Origin of the sequence: Treponema primitia ZAS-2, from assembly GCF_000214375.1 — a bacterium.
Lineage (GTDB): Bacteria > Spirochaetota > Spirochaetia > Treponematales > Breznakiellaceae > Termitinema > Termitinema primitia.
This window is the reverse complement of record NC_015578.1, coordinates 3,039,862-3,057,966: the sequence shown is the minus strand read 5'-3', so window position 1 is coordinate 3,057,966 and position 18,105 is coordinate 3,039,862. Positions and strand designations below refer to the sequence as shown.

General features: G+C 53.3%; 13 protein-coding genes and 1 pseudogene. 7 read left to right on the top strand and 7 right to left on the bottom strand.

Annotated elements, in window-relative coordinates:
- Window positions 1–74 precede the first annotated feature (74 nt).
- The 4 genes from TREPR_RS13185 to TREPR_RS13170 are packed head-to-tail and all read left to right on the top strand — an operon-like array spanning window position 75 to window position 7,461.
- Entirely contained in the window at window positions 75–2,867 is a 2,793-nt protein-coding gene (locus TREPR_RS13185; protein WP_015708819.1) for a hybrid sensor histidine kinase/response regulator, read from the top strand.
- Window positions 2,864–3,883, top strand: a complete 1,020-nt coding sequence (locus TREPR_RS13180) for a diacylglycerol/lipid kinase family protein (RefSeq protein ID WP_015708818.1) — start codon at window positions 2,864–2,866, stop codon at window positions 3,881–3,883. The genes TREPR_RS13185 and TREPR_RS13180 overlap by 4 nt, the downstream gene beginning before the upstream one ends.
- A complete protein-coding gene (locus TREPR_RS13175; RefSeq protein ID WP_015708817.1) occupies window positions 3,876–6,140 on the top strand; it encodes an ATP-binding protein in 2,265 nt (754 codons plus the stop codon). Before TREPR_RS13180 ends, TREPR_RS13175 begins: the two co-directional genes overlap by 8 nt.
- Window positions 6,130–7,461 (top strand): response regulator, encoded by a 1,332-nt coding sequence (locus TREPR_RS13170; RefSeq protein ID WP_015708816.1) that lies wholly within the window; start codon window positions 6,130–6,132, stop codon window positions 7,459–7,461. The genes TREPR_RS13175 and TREPR_RS13170 overlap by 11 nt, the downstream gene beginning before the upstream one ends.
- Before the next feature lie 69 nt (window positions 7,462–7,530).
- Here TREPR_RS13170 and TREPR_RS13165 read toward each other — a convergent pair whose 3' ends face one another.
- On the bottom strand, window positions 7,531–8,781 hold the full coding sequence (locus TREPR_RS13165) for a type II toxin-antitoxin system HipA family toxin (protein WP_015708815.1): 1,251 nt from the start codon (window positions 8,779–8,781) through the stop codon (window positions 7,531–7,533).
- Window positions 8,781–9,107, bottom strand: coding sequence for a helix-turn-helix domain-containing protein (locus TREPR_RS13160; RefSeq protein WP_041611203.1), 327 nt, complete (start codon window positions 9,105–9,107; stop codon window positions 8,781–8,783). Before TREPR_RS13160 ends, TREPR_RS13165 begins: the two co-directional genes overlap by 1 nt.
- Before the next feature lie 184 nt (window positions 9,108–9,291).
- On the opposite strand from TREPR_RS13160, the gene TREPR_RS13155 reads away from it, so the two are divergent.
- The 3 genes from TREPR_RS13155 to TREPR_RS13145 all read left to right on the top strand — a co-directional run bounded on the left by TREPR_RS13155 (window position 9,292) and on the right by TREPR_RS13145 (window position 12,966).
- Complete coding sequence (locus tag TREPR_RS13155; RefSeq protein WP_015708813.1) at window positions 9,292–10,122, top strand: electron transfer flavoprotein subunit beta/FixA family protein; 831 nt, start codon at window positions 9,292–9,294, stop codon at window positions 10,120–10,122.
- Window positions 10,123–10,209: 87 nt separating this feature from the next.
- Window positions 10,210–11,217, top strand: a complete 1,008-nt coding sequence (locus tag TREPR_RS13150; protein ID WP_015708812.1) for an electron transfer flavoprotein subunit alpha/FixB family protein — start codon at window positions 10,210–10,212, stop codon at window positions 11,215–11,217.
- A gap of 12 nt (window positions 11,218–11,229) precedes the next feature.
- Window positions 11,230–12,966: an acyl-CoA dehydrogenase family protein gene (locus TREPR_RS13145; protein WP_015708811.1), complete on the top strand. Its 1,737-nt coding sequence runs from the start codon at window positions 11,230–11,232 to the stop codon at window positions 12,964–12,966.
- 7 nt (window positions 12,967–12,973) lie between these two features.
- Here TREPR_RS13145 and TREPR_RS13140 read toward each other — a convergent pair whose 3' ends face one another.
- From TREPR_RS13140 to fabV, 5 genes and pseudogenes are all read right to left on the bottom strand, one after another.
- On the bottom strand, window positions 12,974–13,903 hold the full coding sequence (locus TREPR_RS13140; protein ID WP_015708810.1) for an acetyl-CoA carboxylase carboxyltransferase subunit alpha: 930 nt from the start codon (window positions 13,901–13,903) through the stop codon (window positions 12,974–12,976).
- On the bottom strand, window positions 13,900–14,724 hold the full coding sequence (locus TREPR_RS13135; protein ID WP_015708809.1) for an acetyl-CoA carboxylase carboxyltransferase subunit beta: 825 nt from the start codon (window positions 14,722–14,724) through the stop codon (window positions 13,900–13,902). The genes TREPR_RS13140 and TREPR_RS13135 overlap by 4 nt, the downstream gene beginning before the upstream one ends.
- Window positions 14,714–16,045, bottom strand: a complete 1,332-nt coding sequence (locus TREPR_RS13130) for an acetyl-CoA carboxylase biotin carboxylase subunit (RefSeq protein ID WP_015708808.1) — start codon at window positions 16,043–16,045, stop codon at window positions 14,714–14,716. The genes TREPR_RS13135 and TREPR_RS13130 overlap by 11 nt, the downstream gene beginning before the upstream one ends.
- Before the next feature lie 20 nt (window positions 16,046–16,065).
- Window positions 16,066–16,659, bottom strand: a complete 594-nt coding sequence (locus TREPR_RS13125; RefSeq protein WP_015708807.1) for a biotin/lipoyl-containing protein — start codon at window positions 16,657–16,659, stop codon at window positions 16,066–16,068.
- 39 nt (window positions 16,660–16,698) lie between these two features.
- A pseudogene (fabV, locus tag TREPR_RS13120) lies at window positions 16,699–17,996 on the bottom strand (enoyl-ACP reductase FabV).
- Window positions 17,997–18,105 lie beyond the last annotated feature (109 nt).

Sequence of the window (18,105 nt, the reverse complement as noted above, 5' to 3'; positions counted from 1 at the left end):
TTCTTCCATATATCTGATAATATTGACGGATATAAGCTTTTTGCATATAATTTATTGACCTTAAGGGGAACCGGGTGGAGAATCGTGTATGGTCTTTTCTGAAGGGCCAAAAAGTCATATTTGTATTTTTTATCTTTGTTGTCCTTATTATTCTCATTACCATCAATGTTAATATCCTTATGCGCCGTACCGTTAGCCTGATGGAAGCTGCGGTCCAGAACCACCTTATGTCCGCCGCCGCTGCCGCCGCAGATTATATCCCCCCGGAAGAGCTGGATCGGTATCAAACCGAAGAGGATACAGACACTCCGGATTATGAAGCCCTAAGGGAAAAGCTGGTAGAGTTCGCCGATAAATACCATGTGCTGTACGTCTATTATTGGCGGGATTTCGGGGACGGGCAGCTCCAGTATATTGCTGACAACGACCCGGATCCTGTCACCCAGTGCAGCCCGGATGATCTGTTTCCCATCGAAGAGTATGCCCTAAAAGCCCTCTCCGGGGAGATCTCTACCACGGATCTGGGCTTCTATACCCCCACCTGGGGGGGGCTTATCAGCGGTTTTGCGCCGGTGTATGACCGGGATGGAAATATTATCTGTATTGCCGGGGTGGATATAAGTGACGAAATACTTCTTCGCCAGCGTAACGATACCCTTTTTCTCAATGCCATCCTGATAGGTGCCATTCTTATTTCCATAGCCTACAGTACCGTGAGCGCTTTGCTGTACCGAAATAAAGCAAATCAAAGCGAAAGCGCCAATATCGCCAAAAGCCGCTTTATTTCCAATATGAGCCACGAAATACGCACCCCCATGAACGCCATCATCGGTATCAGTGAGCTTGCCCTGCGGGAAGAAACGCCGCCGAGGCTGACCGAGTATCTTAGCGAAATCAGGCAGGCTGGTAATAACCTCCTGTCCATAATCAACGATATATTAGATTTTTCAAAAATAGAATCCGGCAAGCTGCAGATTATCAACGCGCCCTACCTCTTGAGTTCCCTGCTTAATGACGTGGTTAATATCATACGGATCAAGGTTGGGGATAAACCCATCATCTTTTTGGTAAACGTCGATCCCCGGCTTCCCAATAATCTTATCGGCGACGAATCGAGGATACGGCAGATTCTGATTAATATACTGTCCAACGCGGCAAAATATACCAAAGAAGGATATGTAAAACTCACCGTAAGCGCCCAGGCTAAAGATGGTTCCCTGAATCTGATCTTTGAGACCGCAGACAGCGGTATGGGCATAAGAAAAGAGGATTTTGTACATCTGTTTGGCGATTTTGTGCGTCTGGATGAGACCCGTACCCGGGGAATTGAAGGTACCGGCCTAGGACTTGCCATAACCCGCAGTCTCTGCCGGGCTATGGACGGAGATATTACCGTAACTAGTGAATACGGCAAGGGTTCGGTATTTATCGCCCGCATTCCCCAGCGCTACCAGGGGGAAGAAAAGCTGGCGTTGGTTGAAAATCCTGGCGCCAAGGGGGTATTGCTTTTTACCCCCGAGGGTATGTATGCCGCTTCAATCCGGCAGACCCTTTATGACCTTGAGGTGCCGGCCCTGACGGCCGGGAGCAGGGAAGAATTTTTTAAGCGCCTTGGGGAGCTGCCCTTCGCCTTTGTCCCGGTTCCGGAGCTGGAAGAAGCCCGGCGGATCATCGGGGAAAAGCGGCTGGATACCAAAATAGCGATCCTCGCCCATTTGGGAGAATTTCCCGCTTATAAGGATATCCCCGTTATCGAGGCGCCTGCTTATGCGATTCCCATAGCCAATGTTCTTAACGGCGTCTCCGGCACTCAGGAAAAAAAATACAGCGCCGTCAAGTTCACCGCCCCGGAAGGACGGATACTGATTGTGGATGATATTGTTACTAATCTTACCGTAGCAGAAGGGCTCCTGGCGCCCTACCAAATGAAGGTTACCTGCTGTACCGGCGGCATTGAGGCCATAGGGCTGGTGGAAAAAAACCGCTATGACCTGGTTTTTATGGACCACATGATGCCCGGCATGGATGGTATTGAAGCAACCAAGGCGATTCGGGACTTACACACCGAATACAGTCAGGCCCTGCCAATTGTTGCCCTTACTGCCAACGCCATATCGGGGATGCGGGAAATGTTCCTGGAAAAGGGCTTCAATGATTATATTTCCAAGCCCATAGAACTCAAGCAACTGGATGAAATTCTGCGGAAATGGATTCCCGAGGCAAAAAAGCAGAAGGTCGCGTCCCCCTCCGCAGTTTCCCCGAAAACAGCTGCGACGCCGGGCGCCATTCCGGGGGTGGATACCGCCAGGGGCTTAGCCATGACCGGGGGCAGTGAAGTCTCTTACCGTAAAGTGCTGAGCTCATTCCGCAATGACGCTCTGGAACGGCTGCCCTTAATGGAACGCCTTCCCACGGAGTCTGAGCTTTCCCAATTTACCACCAACGTTCATGCCCTCAAAAGCGCTGCCGGAACCATCGGGGCTGCCGCCGTATCTCAGGAAGCGGAGGAACTGGAGGCTGCGGGAAAGGCAGGGGACCTGGCTCTTATCACAGATCTACTATCGGGATTTTACCGGGACCTCCAAAATCTGGCGGATGGTATAGGCCGGGTCCTGAATGACGGCGCCCTGCAGAATCAGGATAGTAACACTACGGGAAGGGCCGCCGAATATCTGCCTCTGTTTACAGAACTCGCAGAATCACTGAAACAGGAAGATATCGGGACCGTGCACCGGCTCCTTGCGGAACTGGAGGCAGCGGCGCTTGACGGAAAAACCCGGGATAGTCTTGCTGCGATTTCCAACGCGGTTTTAATGAGCGACTTTGAAGATGCAATCAAGGCCGTTGAAAGGATGTTATCGGAATGAACAGAGCAGTGAATGATATCCTGAATATGAGGCATTTGTTCATTATAAACCCGGTTTCTTTTGGACGCCGGACTGATATGGATGCTGTTATGCTCGATATCGAAAACTGTTTTGCCGAGCTGGGCTTGCAGGATTACGCTTTCTTTGTCTCGCGTTTCCCGAGAGACGCCATCGGCGAAATCAGAAGATTCGCCGGGGAAGCGGGAGAGAAAAAAACAATCCGTATATATGCCGTTGGCGGAGACGGCATTCTGTTTGACTGCCTGAATGGCGTTATCGGGCTGGAAAATGCGGAACTTGCTGCAGTTCCTTACGGAAACAGCAACGATTTTGTCCGCGCCTTTGGCGAAGGGAAGGAAGCCCTGTTCAGGGACATCAAAAAACAGGCCGTGTCGCCGGTCATTCTCACGGATGTGATATTCTGCGGGAACAATTACGCCTTAAATACCTGTACCATCGGTATGGAAGCCTATGCGGTTCACAAGGCTGCGGAATTACATGCCTTGTATACACCATACCTGACAAAATTTTCTCACCCCATACGCAAAGCGCTCTATGATTTCACATTTTTTTGGGCAGGGGTCATCTCGGCGTTTACCCCAAGTATCATCAAGCAAAAATACAGCATTACTATTGACGGTGAAGAATTCAGCGGAAATTACGCGACGATCAACATTGCAAATGGTCCCTGTTATGGGGGTGACAAAAAAGCCGCCATCGCCGCTATGCCGGATGACGGGCTGCTTGATGTGCTGCTTTTCAACAGTACCAACAGCCTGAATGTCATACGGATAGGCACCGGTTATCTATACGGAAAATACCGGAAGTTTCCTTCATACATCACCTACAAAAGGGCGACCGAAGTTACGGTCCGGTCAGAGAAACCGCTGGTGCTGCAATTGGACGGCGAGATATTCCTGGATACGAACATCACGGCCAAAATTATCCCCCAGGCGGTAAAAATCGCTGCTCCCGGCGGTTCGGTATACGAGAGGAGGGCGGTACTCCATGAATAAAAGAAACGGATCCGCAAAGGCCCTGGACTCTTTCAATACCCTGATGGCGACAACTCCGAACCTTATAGCCCTGGTGGACGAGATGAACCGGGTGACCTATATCAGCCGTCCCCTGGCAGTAATGGCCCATATTGAGAATTATGAAATGGCCAGAGGACGCCCCCTGATGGATCTATTCCGCGAAATGGATATTAAGCTCATGATCCGCGATGTTTTAACTACCGAAGGTTTTTATACCGACATGAAGGAACTCAAAATAAACGGCGAATCCCATTATTTTAAAATCGTAGCCGACAAACTGCGGGGGACTTCCCTTGGCAAATTTATCGATATCAGCGATATTACGCCTATTGTACAGGCAAGGTATGAAGCGGAGGCGGCCTCTCAGGCCAAGAGCGATTTTCTTGCAAAGATGAGCCATGAAATACGCACCCCCATGAATGCGATCATCGGGATGTCGGAACTGATACTGCGGGAGGACACTTCCCCCTCGGTGAGTGAAAACGCCGGGAATGTGAAGCAGGCCGGGATGAACCTTTTGTCCATCATCAACGACATCCTGGACTTTTCAAAAATCGAATCGGGTAAAATGGAGATCCTGTCCGAAGAATATTGGCTCTCTTCCCTGCTCCACGATGTAACCAATATCATCCGTATGCGCCTGACCGATAAACCAATCGCTTTTACGGTAAACATAAACAGCGCCCTGCCGGGTAGACTGAAGGGTGATGAAACCCGCGTCAGGCAGGTACTTCTGAATTTGCTTTCCAACGCGGTGAAATATACAAAAGAAGGGAGCGTCACCTTCTCGGTTTTCGGATCAGGGGAAGAGGAAGGCAGGATCCTTCTGAACTTTGAGGCGGCGGACACCGGCATCGGCATCAAGAAAGAAGACATGGGACGGCTCTTTAGGGAATTCGCCCAGTTTGACAGCCATGTTAATAAAAGTGTGGAAGGTACGGGGTTGGGACTTGCTATCACCAAACGGCTGTGCCAAGCCATGGGCGGGGATGTGACGGTTTCCAGCGTCTACGGCGAGGGCAGTGTTTTTACGGCAACTTTCCCCCAGGAGATAATCGACCGTACCCCCCTGGGTGATCTGGGCGATTATACGTACAAATACGACAAAGGACAAAAAACCGGTGTACGGTTTACCGCTCCGGATGCCCGGCTCCTCATCGTTGACGATATTGTTACCAACCTGAATGTAGCCAAGGGCCTCCTGAGTTTATATCAGATGGATATCACCACTGCTACAAGCGGAAAAGAAGCAATAGAACTGATAAAGAAAAACCGCTACGATATTGTCTTCATGGACCACATGATGCCCGAAATGGACGGTATTGAAGCGACCGCAGCCATCCGTGCCTGGGAAGATGAACAGCAAATGTTAGTGGAGTTTGAGCCGAAGGATCAAACTCCTAAGGAACAAAGTTCCAAGGAATATGCGAAGCATATTCCCATCATAGCCTTGACTGCGAATGCAGTAACGGGGATGAAGGAAATGTTTTTATCCAGGGACTTTAACGATTATCTTTCCAAGCCCATAGAAATTTCCAAACTTGACGGGATGATGAACAAGTGGATACCTGTTGAAAAACGGGTAGATGCCAAAGTAGGAACTTCTCCGGAAAGAACTGAGGAAACCACGGATATAAAAATTGACGGGGTGGATACCGCCAGGGGTCTGGCCATGACCGGGGGCAGTGAAGTCTCTTACCGTAAAGTGCTTGGCTCCTTCCGTAAAGATGCCCTGGACCGGCTGCCTTCACTGGAGCGCCTTCCCAAGGAACAGGAACTTTCCCTTTTTACCACCAACGTACACGCCCTCAAGAGCGCCGCCGCCACCATCGGAGCCGCCGGGGTATCACATGAGGCGGCGGAGTTGGAGGCCGCAGGAAAAGCAGGGGACTTAACTCGTATCGCAGATGGACTGTCGGGATTTTACCAGAATCTGAAGATCCTGGCAGATCAGATAGGAGCAGCGCTGAACGCCGGGGCCACCGTTAAAACTGATTCCGATATTTCCCAATACCTTCCCTTGTTTATGAAGCTAAAGGAAGCGCTGGAACAGGAGCAGCCGGGGCTTATCCGCAGTATCCTTACGGATATTGAGAACAAGCCCATTGACAATAAAACGAAAGAGCTTATTGATCGTGTTTCTAATGCGGTCTTGATGACGGAATTTGATGATGCGTTATCAGCAATGGATGAACTGATAAAAAAACATGAAAGGAGAAGCCGCCATGGAAAGTGAACAGGAACTGCTAATACTGGTGGATGATAATCCCACCAACTTGATGAATGGGATAAATGTGTTAAGTGAAAAGTACAATGTTTTTACCGCCCCATCGGCAAAAAAAATGTTTGCCCTTTTGGAAAAACACCGGCCGGACCTGATTCTGCTTGATATTGAAATGCCTGAAATGAACGGTTACGAGGCGATCAAAATCCTCAAGGGAAAGGATGAAACCAGAGACATCCCGGTTATCTTCCTGACCGGCAAAAGTGAAACCAACGACGAACTTGATGGTTTGACCCTGGGCGCTATTGATTATATAACCAAGCCCTTTGTACCATCACTGTTACTGAAACGAATCGAGGTACACCTTCTGGTTGAATCCCAAAAAAGGACCCTGGGATCCCAGAAACAAAAACTGGAGACCCAGCAGCAGGAATTGCAGTATTACAACGATAATCTTAAGAAGGCATTTTCAACCTATGTATCCGGAGATGTGGTCCAAGATGTGATGAGCGATCCTTCCCGTTTGCAGCTTGGGGGATCCAAACGGAATATGACGGCGCTTTTTACGGATATTCAGGGTTTTACCACCATTTCAGAAAAACTGGACCCGGAAGATCTGGTACAACTGCTCAATATCTATCTTTCAGGCATGAGTAATATTATTTTAGAACAGAAGGGAACCATAGATAAGTATGAAGGGGACGCTATTATGGCCTTTTTCGGCGCCCCCTTGGATCTGCCGGATCACGCCCGGCGGGCATGTATTTCCGCGATATTAATGAAAAACAAGGAACAGGAAATCAATACCTTTCTTATTGAAAAAGGGTTAAGCCCGGTTCCTCTTTTTACCCGGATCGGGATCAATACAGGGGACATGGTGGTGGGGAACATGGGCAGCGAACGAAAAATGAACTACACTATCATGGGAAACGCAGTAAATCTGGCATCCCGGCTTGAGGGAGTTAACAAATATTACAAAAGCCGTATTCTGGTGACCGAGGAAACCATTAGGGCTGCGGGGGACGGCTTTCTGGCCCGCCGGCTCGACACAGTGCGGGTGGTAGGAGTGGTGACGCCGATACAAGTCCATGAGCTTTTGGATACCACCGAATCGGTGACGGCAGAAACCCTGCAACTTGCCGACTTATTTAACCGCGCCCGGGACAGCTTTGAAAACCGGGACTGGGCTGCCGCAGAAACGGCCTTTGAGGCTGTATTAAAAGCGGACCCAAATGACGGGCCGGCCCAGTTGTTTCTGGAACGGACAAAGGCCTTCCGGCAAAAGCCGCCGGAAGCGGATTGGGACGGGGTATTTAATTTAAGCGAGAAATAAGGGCCGGGACTTTTGTAAAGCAACAAGCCGCCTCAGGCTTTTGCCCGGCCCAGCTATTCTGCGGAGTGTCTAAGCCCTAAACGCCGCTTCGGTCATATCCTGCTGCATCTTTGAAATGCCGTACTTATCCGCCAGGGTTCTCCAGTTTGATACCGAGTGCCTGACCTCCGCCAATATGGCCAGGGCTTTCTCTTCCCTTAGCCTGAAATAGGAAATAACCTCCATGGGGAGATCGAAATCCAGGGCATTGTCGGTTTCAGTAATATTGAGGGTTAGCCCGGTCCCGTTTTCATCGGGATTCATATCGTAGGCCGGGGATAAAACCCATCCTGCCGGGCTTAGCAAAAAACCGTGGTTGCGCAGATGGTCATCGCAGTTGGACACAGCGATGTTGAACACCATACGCCGCCACAGTTCTTCCAGGTTCCGATTTATATCAGCGCCGCTGCGTATTATTACCCCCGCTATATCAAGGTAGCTTGCGCCGGCGCTGTGATCATCCCCATCCTGCCTGTCCAGTAGGGTCATGGCGGATGCAAAATGTAGGCGCTTGCCTTCAGCACTCCTGTCAAAGCGCTTGGCAAGAAAAGTGTGATGCCGGTTTGAGAAGCGTTGTGCCTTTGACTCAGGGACAGTGATGCCGCAGTCAGCCGCTAGTTCGTTTACCACCCTTTCCCAGGCGCCGGTATCCTTAGTATCGTTCACGCTGGGGAATTTGGCGATCCACAAATGGCCTTTCCGGTCCGCCGCCGTTGCCTTGGGGCGCGCGCCGCCCAGAGAGGAGCCGGGCTTGAACAGCAGATTGAGCCATTGCATATAGTCCTTTTCATCGGCGCTGTCCTCCCGCTCAAGGTTCAGGCTGGCATATTCCAGATTACGGAGGGAAGCCCAGGGCGGTATCGCCGCTTCCCGGTGCTTGTCAAGAAAATCACCATCCCTGTCCAGCTTGAGCCGGAGCGCCCCCATGCGGCTGCCGTCGTATACTCCCAGCAAAAAATCGGTCTCGTGCAGGGTCCTTGGGGCGCGTCCCTCCAGGCGGGCGGCCATGCTTTCCCGGCGCTTTATCAGCATACGTCCCCAGCGGTCCGGCGCGGAATCCATAAACAGCCCGAAATTCGGCCGGCCTTCTCGGGGATACTGCCGGCCAAGAAAAGGCCCCAAAGCGGGATCCAGGACCTGGAATTCCCGGTGCAGGAGCCACTCATCGCCGCCGGCAAAGGAAAAAACCTCTTTTCCCCGGACTATATCGCTATGGAGGATCCCGATTTGAATTGGCCCGGTATGGCCCGGCATCTCCAGATATGCATATATGTCGCCCATTACCCTTTCCTCAACTTCGACGCCCGTTCCCGGACCCGGGACGCCAGCTTGGCATCCTGCAAGGTCCGTCCGAAGGGATCATCCCCGGCAAGCTTGAGCAGATCCCCTTCTAAATTCAAAACATAGAGAACCCTGAGATAGGCCCCTATAGCCACCCCCGGGTCCCCGGTCTCCATTTTATAGAGGGTGGTCCTGCTTATCCCCGCCCGTTCCGATACCTGGGCCGCAGAAAGGTCCCGCCGCAGCCGGGCAAGCCTGAGGTTTTCGCTTAAAGCGGCCATGGTTCTCTGCTGGGTTGGTAGCAAGGCTGTCCTTGATTTTTTCATTATGTTCATAATTATAGACAATATTATCTATAATGTCTATATATATGGACATTATATTATTATGGAACTGGAAATTTTCCTCTGTCTTTGACAAATTTCTTAAAAGTGTCTTGCAAAATCTTCCTATTCCGGGTATCATAAGTTGAAGTGCGGCAGTCGTCGTGCTTTGTATAGGAGAAAATACATGGGTTTGAATATTATCGTTTTAGTTAAGCAGGTCCCGGATACCCAAAATATCACCGGCCAGGCCATGAAGGAAGACGGAACGGTTAACCGGGCTGCCCTGCCGGCGATTTTTAATCCCGAGGACCTGTACGGCCTTGAAGCGGCGCTGCTGCTCAAGGATCAGTTCCCGGGGACAAAGGTGAACGTGATCTCCATGGGCCCCCCGGCGGCGGCGGCGGTCCTCAAGGAATGTCTGTACCGGGGTGCGGATTTTGCCGCCCTGGTGTCGGACCGGGGTTTTGCCGGAGCGGATACCCTGGCCACTTCCTACGCCCTGAAATGTGCCATTCAGAAAGTCGGCAATTACGACCTGGTGCTCTGTGGTAGGCAGGCCATAGACGGGGATACCGCCCAGGTGGGCCCCCAGACCGCAGAAAAACTGGGTATCAATCAGATTACCTGCGTTTCAAAGGTAGAGAAAGTTGACCCGGGCAAGAAAGAAATTATTGCGCTGCGCTCCATTGAAGGTGGCTGGGAGAAGGTTAAGGCAAAGCTGCCGGTGTTGGTGACCTTTACCGATGAAGGTGAAGCGCCCCGGCCTTCTTCTGCCAAGCGGCTTATGACCCACAAGAATGCTGCTCCCGCACCGGATGGTTCAGCCCTGGCACTTTGGGATATTCCCGCCATCAAGGCTGACCCCAATCAGTGCGGCCTCGCCGGTTCCCCCACGAAAGTCAAGAACATCAATTCTGTGGTCCTGACTGCGGGAGAAATTAAGTACATCGATCCTAGCGAGCTGGGAATTACGGAGCTGGTCCACGGGCTTATCGCGGACCATACCCTGGGTTAAGACCCAATTAATCAGGAGTAATGCGAAACTCCGTTTCGCTTCGATTGGACAGTGCGGCAATCACCGCACTAAATAGGAGTTATTGTAATGAGTAATGAACAAAGCGTAATGGTATATATCCAGCAGGACAGCGGAAAGTTGGCGGAGGTGAGCCTGGAACTGGTTTCCAAGGCCCGGGATCTGGCGGATAAATTAGGTGTCGGCGTCAGTGCGGCCCTCTTTGGGGAGAAGGTTTCCCAGGAGGTTCCCCTGTTGGCAAGCCTGGGGACAGATACGGTTTATCTCTATGAAGAGCCCAAGCTCAAACACTATACCCCGGTCCCCTACACCAAGCTGATGACCCAGGTCATCGCGGACTACAAGCCCCAGATAGTCCTCTACGGGGCCACCACCACCGGCCGAGACCTGGCGCCTCGGGTAGCATCTTATCTCAAGGTGGGGCTCACTGCAGACTGTACGGACCTCCAAATCGGGGACCACAGCCAGGGCGGCACGGAGTACAAGAACATTCTCTACCAGATTCGGCCCGCCTTTGGGGGCAACATTATTGCTACCATCGTGTGCCCGGAGAAGAAGCCCCAGATGTCCACGGTACGGGAAGGGGTGATGCGGATGAACACCCCGGATAGTAATAGAAAAGCAAACATCGTAAAGGTGCCAGGCGCCGATCTGGACTTCCCTTCGGAGATCATCGACCGGGTGTTGGAAGAGAAGACCGTCAACCTCAAGGGAGCGAACATTATTGTTTCAGGCGGGTTTGGGGTGGGTACTAAAGAAAATTTCAGGCTCATTCGGGAATTGGCGGAAACCATAGGCGCCGAAGTGGGGGCTTCCCGAGCGGCGGTGGATGCGGGCTTTGTCGCCAAGGACCACCAGGTGGGGCAGACCGGTACCACCGTGCGGCCCAAGCTCTACATAGCCTGCGGCATTTCCGGTGCCATCCAGCACCGGGCGGGCATGGACGGTTCGGCCCGGATCATCGCCATCAACACGGATCCGGAAGCGCCGATTTTCAGCATAGCCCAGTACGGTATAGTGGGGGACCTCTTTGAGGTGATACCCCGGATGATCAAGGCCTATAAGGCCCGGGTATAATAGGAGTCATCTATGGAAAACTTTTTAAACGATAACGAAGATATTTTATTTCACCTGGAACACATGGACCTGGACCGAATCATCCGCTTCAAGGAAGAGGAATTTACCCAGGCCCAGCAGTATTCCTACGCGCCCAAGGATGCGGCGGATGCAAAGGATTCCTACAAGCGGGTCCTTTCTATCATCGGGGAAATTTGCGGGGAGTTCATCGCCCCCAACGCCCCCAAGGTTGACGAGGAAGGGCCTGTCCTGGATTTGGCGACCAATCAGGTAACACTGAACCCCGCCACCCAAAAGGCTATGGATATGTTCGCCCAGGCTGACCTTCTGGGCTTCTGCGTGCCCCGGCAGTACGGGGGCCTCAATATGCCTTCAACGATACTGTGTATTGCCGCAGAAATACTTTCCCGGGCAGATGGATCGTCCCTCAACTTCGGTCTCCAGCAGGATATAGCCGGTACCATCAACAAGTTCGCCTCGGAAGAACAGAAAAAAGCTGTTTTGCCAAAACTCTGTTCCGGCGAATGGGACTCCTCAATGATACTAACTGAGCCCGATGCGGGGAGCGATCTCCAGGCGGTGAACCTCAAGGCAGTCCAGGGTGAAGACGGCAAGTGGTATCTCAGCGGGGTCAAACGCTTTATCACCAACGGCTGCGGGACCATAGGTTTAGTGCTGGCCCGGAGTGAAGAAAAGGGTAAAGGCGCCCGGGGGCTTTCCTTCTTTCTTTACAAACGGGACGAAAAAATGATCATCCGCCGGCTGGAACACAAGCTGGGCATCCACGGTTCCCCTACCTGCGAATTGCAGTTCAATAAAGCCCCCTCAGAATTAGTGGGGGAACGCCAGCGGGGGCTCACCAAGTACACCATGTGGCTCATGAATAACGCCCGGCTCGGCATTGCCGCCCAGGCGGTGGGCATAGCCGAAGCGGCCTACCGTGAAGCAGACCTCTACGCGGCCAAGCGCATACAGTTCGACGCGCCGGTACGGAGTCTGCCCCCGGTGTTCGAGATGCTCACGGAGATGAAAGTTGCTGTGGAAGCGGGCCGTTCCCTGCTCTACGAAACTGCCCGTTTCGTGGACCTTAAGGAAGCCCTGGAAGATTACTCCGAAGCCCACCCTGATCAGAAGGGCGACATTGTGGATGACAAAAAGAAGTATGCCAAGCTGGCGGGTTTCTTCACCCCCATGGTCAAAGCCTACGCCACGGAAATGGCGAACAAGGTTGCCTACGACGCCATCCAGATCCACGGCGGCACGGGCTACATGAAGGAATTCAACGCTGAACGGCATTACCGGGACGCCCGGATCACCAACATCTACGAAGGGACCACCCAGCTTCAGGTAGTGGCCGCCATAGGCCCGGTAACATCCGGCATAGCCCAATCCATCCTGGACGAGTACGATCAGGCGGACTATCCCAACGCAGGAGAGCTGTTGGCAAAGGTCCGCGCCTCCCGGAAGATCTTCGACGAAACCCTGGTCTATGTGAAAGCCTATAAGGGCGAAGGGCACGAGCAGTTTCTTAGCTACCATTCCCGCAGGCTTGTGGAAATGGCTACCGATCTGGTTATCAGCTACCTGCTCTTGCGGGACGGAGTCCACAGTGAGCGGAAGCTCAAGGTGGCAGCGATCTTCATCGCTAAGATGCCTTCCCGCATAGAGGCGAGCCGTAGTTTTATTACCGGGGATGATGCGACATTGCTGCAAGACTATGCGGCGGTTATCGGACAAGGGGCGGTGTAGTCTCTGGTTACGGGGTAAGCCCTTCGTTCCAGTGCCCCGCCTTCCGTATCTTCTGGTTCCGGTAGCGGACCAGTACCGAGGGATTTCTTCCGCCCAGGTCCATCAGATCCTGTACCAGTACATCCTTGATGGCCTGGGCGGTCCTGTTTGGGTCGATATGGGCGCCTCCCTCCGGTTCCGGTATAACGCCGTTGATTACCTTAAATTCCAGCAGGTCTGCGCTGGTGATCCGCAGCATTGCTGCGGCGTCCTTGGCCCGCCCGGCGTCCCGGAGCAGCAGTGAGGCGCCCCCTTCGGGGCTGATGACCGAATAGATGGCGTTTTCCAGCATATAGATCTTGTCCCCCACACAGAGCCCCAGGGCGCCTCCGGAGCCGCCTTCGCCGATGATGACGCACACTATGGGTGTTTTTAGCTGGCTGAATTCCCGGAGGTTCCGGGCAATAGCTTCCCCTATACCCCGTTCTTCTGCGCCTATACCCGGATACGCCCCGGCGGTGTCCACAAAGGTGATGATGGGGCGGCGGAATTTTTCCGCTTCTTTGGCCAGGCGCAGGGCCTTCCGGTACCCCTCGGGGTTTGCCATGCCGTGGTTGCGGCGGACGTTTTCTTTCAGGGTCCGGCCTTTCTGGTTCGCCAGTATTGTTACCGGCCTTCTGTTAAGAAAGCCCAGGCCGCCGATAATTGCAGGATCGTCCCCGTAGGCCCGATCCCCATGAAGCTCAATAAAACTGTCGAATATCCGGTGTATGTAGTCCAGCGCGTAGGGCCTGTCCGGATGGCGAGCCAGCTCCACCTGTTTCCAGGTGACCGCGCTGCGGGAGACTGAGCGCACTTTTTCTTCAAGCTGCTCAATTTCTTTGGACAGGTCCAATCCTGAAGCACGGGCGAGCTCCTTCAGTTCTGCTATTTTATTTTGAAGGCTGTCATCTTTCATGAGGCGTCTCCGTTTGAATAGCCGCTTTCTTTGTAATTCTTCCATGGTTGTGATCCTGTTTGGTGTAAATCCATAAGTTCCGAAATGACCCTGCGCTGATCTTTACGGGGGAGGATCAGGTCCACGAAGCCCTTTTCCTGCTGAAACTCCGCCCGCTGGAAACCATCAGGCAGGGTCTGCCTGATGGTGCCTTCAATAACCCGGGGACCGGCAAAGCCGATGAGGGCACCGGGCTCAGCAATGGTGATGTCAGCCAGCATGGCAAAAGAAGCGGTGACTCCTCCGGTGGTGGGATCGCAGAGAACGATGAAGAAGGGGACCCCCGCCTTGTCCAGCTCCGCCGCAGCACTGGAAGTTTTCGCCATCTGCATCAGGGAGAAGATCCCCTCCTGCATACGGGCGCCTCCGGAGGTGGTATAGATGATTACCGGGATTTTTTCTTCCGCGCCCCTGAGTAGGGCACGGCTGACTTTTTCCCCCACCACGGAGCCCATGGAGCCCCCCATGAAATTGAAGGACATGAGGCCCAGGATCGCCGGTTTTCCTTCAATGGTACAGGTCCCGGTGATCACCGCATCCTTCATCCGGGCCTTGGCTTCCGCCTCGTTTAGTTTTTCTTCGTACCCCGCAAGGTCGATGGGGTTAAGGGATCGGAGGTTTGCTGAAAATTCAGAAAAACTGTCCGGGTCCGCCAGATAGGCGATCCGTTCTGCGGGCTCCATGCGGTAATGGTAGCCGCAGGAAGGGCAGGTGTTAAGATTTGCGGCAATCGCTTCCCCATCACCGGGGATGCCGCAGCCGGGACAAACATCAGAGGGCACTTTCAGCCTCCTTTTCAATTTCGCTGTAATAGGATGTTCCGAATTTGCCGGAACGAAAGGTAGTATTATTGATGATCCACCGCTGCCGGGCTATGTTGTTTTTGATACCCTCGATAAACAGTTCCTCCAAGGCCCTTTCCATGCGGGCCAGGGCCTGTTCTCGGTTTGCCCCGTGAACGATTAGTTTTGCTATCATGGAATCGTAATGGGGGGGCACGACACAGCCGGTGTAGAGAAAGGAATCGAAACGGACACCGGGCCCGCCGGGTATTTCCAGCCGGGTAATCTTCCCAGGGCTCAGGGCATTGATCCGGCACTCCATGGCCCAGCCTTCGGTGCGGACCCGGTCCGGCTTTATTTCCATGCGGCCTTCGGTGCAAGAAAGTATCTGCTGGCGTATAATGTCAATGCCCGTGACAAATTCGCTCACCGGATGTTCCACCTGTACCCGGGCGTTCACTTCCATGAAGTAGAAATTTTCACCTTCTACAAGAAATTCGATGGTACCCGCACCCTGGTACTTCAATTCGCGGAACAGGGGAACTGCGCCTTCTGCCATACGCTCCCGCATGGCCGGCGTTACGGCAGGGGAGGGGCTTTCCTCGATCAGCTTCTGGTGATTTTTCTGTACCGTACAGTCCCGCTCCCCAAGAACAGCAACAGTGCCGTTTCCGTCGGCGAGGATTTGGAGCTCCACATGCCGGGGGTTTTCCAGGTAGCGTTCGATAAATACCGTACCATCGGCAAAGTTTGCCTCCGCCTCCTGTGCGGCTATGGAAAGGTTTTCCGCCAGTTCTTCTGGGGCTCTGACTATGCGCATACCCTTGCCGCCGCCCCCAGCAGCAGCCTTAATGATCACCGGGAAGCCCAGCTTTTCGTGTATTAGGGCAAGGGCTTCCTTTGGATCCTTCATGGGCCCTGAGCCGGGGGTTACCGGGAGGCCGAATTTTTCCGCAGTATTTTTTGCCCTGACCTTGTCGCCCAGTAATGCTATGGTTTCCGGGTCCGGCCCGATAAAGATGAGCCCCCTGTCCCGGACGGTCCTGGCAAAGGCGGCGTTCTCAGACAGAAATCCTACTCCGGGGTGTATGGCCTCGCATCCGGTGTTTACCGCCGCCATGATAAGGTTATTGACGTTCAGGTAGCTTTGGGAGGAGGGGGGCGGGCCTATACACACCGCCCTGTCCGCCATACGCACATGGAGGCTGTCCTGGTCGGCGGTGGAGTAGACCGCTGTGGTTTCTATCCCCATTTCCCGGCAAGTGCGGATGATCCGGACGGCTATTTCCCCCCGGTTTGCGATCAGCAGTCTTTTTATCAAAGCCCTGTCTCCCTGATACCCTAGAGCCGCTTTACTTCAAAAAGGGCTTGGCCGTATTCGACCAGGTCTCCCCCAGCGGCCTTGACCGCAATAATCTCGCAGTCAAATTCCGCCTCCAGGTGGTTCATCATCTTCATGGCTTCCAGTATACACAGGGTATCCCCGGTTTTTACCCTTGTGCCGGGCCGCACAAAGGGCGGCGCATCCGGGCTTGGAGATGCGTAATAGCTTGCCACAATGGGGCTGGTTATCAGTTCTGTACCAGCGGTAATAGGAGCGGCGGCACTGTTAGCAGCGGAAGAATCAGCAGAAATGGCAGCGCCGCCGATAGGGGCTGCAGGCAAACCCAGGCGAACTGATCCCCCGGTCTTGTTGGCATAATCGTTGTCGGTAGTATTACTGTTAGTTCCTGTTTGCCCTGATTTGCCGATATCTCCTGGCGCCTGGCCTGATCCGTTACCGACCACCAAGCTTGTTGCGCTATTGGCTGCCGGTCCGGAAAAGGCCCCCTCTTTCCGAAGCACCAGGCGCGTGGTCCCATCGTTTAAGTCCAGTTCCGCTGCCTGGCTGGCGCTGAATTTTTCCAGCAAATTCAATATAAAATTTTCGTTCATAATAAAATTCACTTCTCCGTACCGGAATATCGGCGCCGCCTACGCCCCGATGGACAATTCCTCATCAATAGCGTCCAATTCGTCGCCCAGAAGGGTGTCCACATCCTCTTCATAGTCCACCCCCTCAACATCAAAGCCGTGGATCTCCAGGAAATCGTGCTTGAAACCTGTGATATCCGAAGTCTCGTAGATATTCTCTTCCGTGACCTTTTCTATTTGCGCCGCAGTTTCCCTTTGCACATCTTCCCGCATTTCCCAGTCGTCGATTCGTATGCGCCCTTCGCTGTCCACAGGAACCTTGCAGGGATTCTGCGCAGTTCCCTGCGCAGCTTGGGGTGTATAAAGACGGTCACGGTACAGCCGTACTATCTGTTCAATGCAGCCTTCGTGGATACCCTTTTCTTTCATCACCTTAAAAAGGCAGGAAATATAAAAGGGGATGATGGGGATCACCGAACTGGACCGGGTGACCAGGGCCTTGTTTACGGATATCCATGCGGCGCCTCCACGGGAGGAAAGTTTCCGGTTGATCGCCCGGCCCGCCCGTTCCAGGTCTTCCTTGGCCCGGCCTATGGTACCGTTTTTGTAGATGTCCCAGGAAAGTTCCGGCCCCAGGTAGGTGTAGGCAATGGTCCGCACCGAAGGCGCCAGGACACCGGCTTTTTCCAGGGCCTCGATCCAGAGCTCCCAGTCCTCGCCGCCCATGACCTTCACGGTGTTGGCAATCTCCTCCTCAGTAGCAGGCTCGGCGCTGATCTCCCGGATTTGCCCGGTAATCATATTGATGGTTTTCCCTGAATAGGCTTTCCCGATGGGCTTAATTACCGAACGGTGCATGAGACCGGTCTTGGGGTCCACCCGTACTGGGGATGCCAGGGAGTAGATGATCAGGTCCACCTTTGGGGCAATCCCCGCCTGCCGGGCAGCTTCCCGGATCGCCAGAGCGGTATCCGCCTTCATGGCGTCCGAAAAGGCGTCGCCGTCCAGGCTTACGGAGACCAGCCCAGCTTTTTCCGCTTCCAGGTCAAAGATACGGTTATTGTACCAGCCCGGGGTTCCCGGTTTGGTGGCTGAGGCGGCTTTTCAAAGGAAACCCCCACGGTAACAGCCCCGTACCCGAAGGCAGCGGAGATGCGGCTGGCCAGGCCGTAGCCCGTGGAGCAGCCTACCACTAAGACCAGCTTAGGCGCACCCTGGGGGGATTCGAGGTCCCCCGGCTCTTTGCCGCCGGCCAAGGTATTCCGCACATACCCAATCTGGTTTCGTACCGCCCGGGCGCATCCCCGAGGGTGGCTGTTGATGCAAATATTGTCCCTGATAAGGGGTTTGATGACCATATTTTCTCCTTGCGTGACAAAAAATGATATTTTGTCATAATTAATATTAGCAAATTCCGGGAATAAGTCAAGGGGTATTATGACAAAATTGGTGAATTTGTCATGATTG

Coding starts and splice junctions, on each gene's coding strand:
- TREPR_RS13180 (WP_015708818.1), top strand. CDS start 2,864: ATGAACAGAGCAGTGAATGATATCCTGAATATGAGGCATTTGTTCATT.
- TREPR_RS13175 (WP_015708817.1), top strand. CDS start 3,876: ATGAATAAAAGAAACGGATCCGCAAAGGCCCTGGACTCTTTCAATACC.
- TREPR_RS13170 (WP_015708816.1), top strand. CDS start 6,130: ATGGAAAGTGAACAGGAACTGCTAATACTGGTGGATGATAATCCCACC.
- TREPR_RS13165 (WP_015708815.1), bottom strand. CDS start 8,781: ATGGGCGACATATATGCATATCTGGAGATGCCGGGCCATACCGGGCCA.
- TREPR_RS13160 (WP_041611203.1), bottom strand. CDS start 9,107: ATGAAAAAATCAAGGACAGCCTTGCTACCAACCCAGCAGAGAACCATG.
- TREPR_RS13155 (WP_015708813.1), top strand. CDS start 9,292: ATGGGTTTGAATATTATCGTTTTAGTTAAGCAGGTCCCGGATACCCAA.
- TREPR_RS13150 (WP_015708812.1), top strand. CDS start 10,210: ATGAGTAATGAACAAAGCGTAATGGTATATATCCAGCAGGACAGCGGA.
- TREPR_RS13145 (WP_015708811.1), top strand. CDS start 11,230: ATGGAAAACTTTTTAAACGATAACGAAGATATTTTATTTCACCTGGAA.
- TREPR_RS13140 (WP_015708810.1), bottom strand. CDS start 13,903: ATGAAAGATGACAGCCTTCAAAATAAAATAGCAGAACTGAAGGAGCTC.
- TREPR_RS13125 (WP_015708807.1), bottom strand. CDS start 16,659: ATGAACGAAAATTTTATATTGAATTTGCTGGAAAAATTCAGCGCCAGC.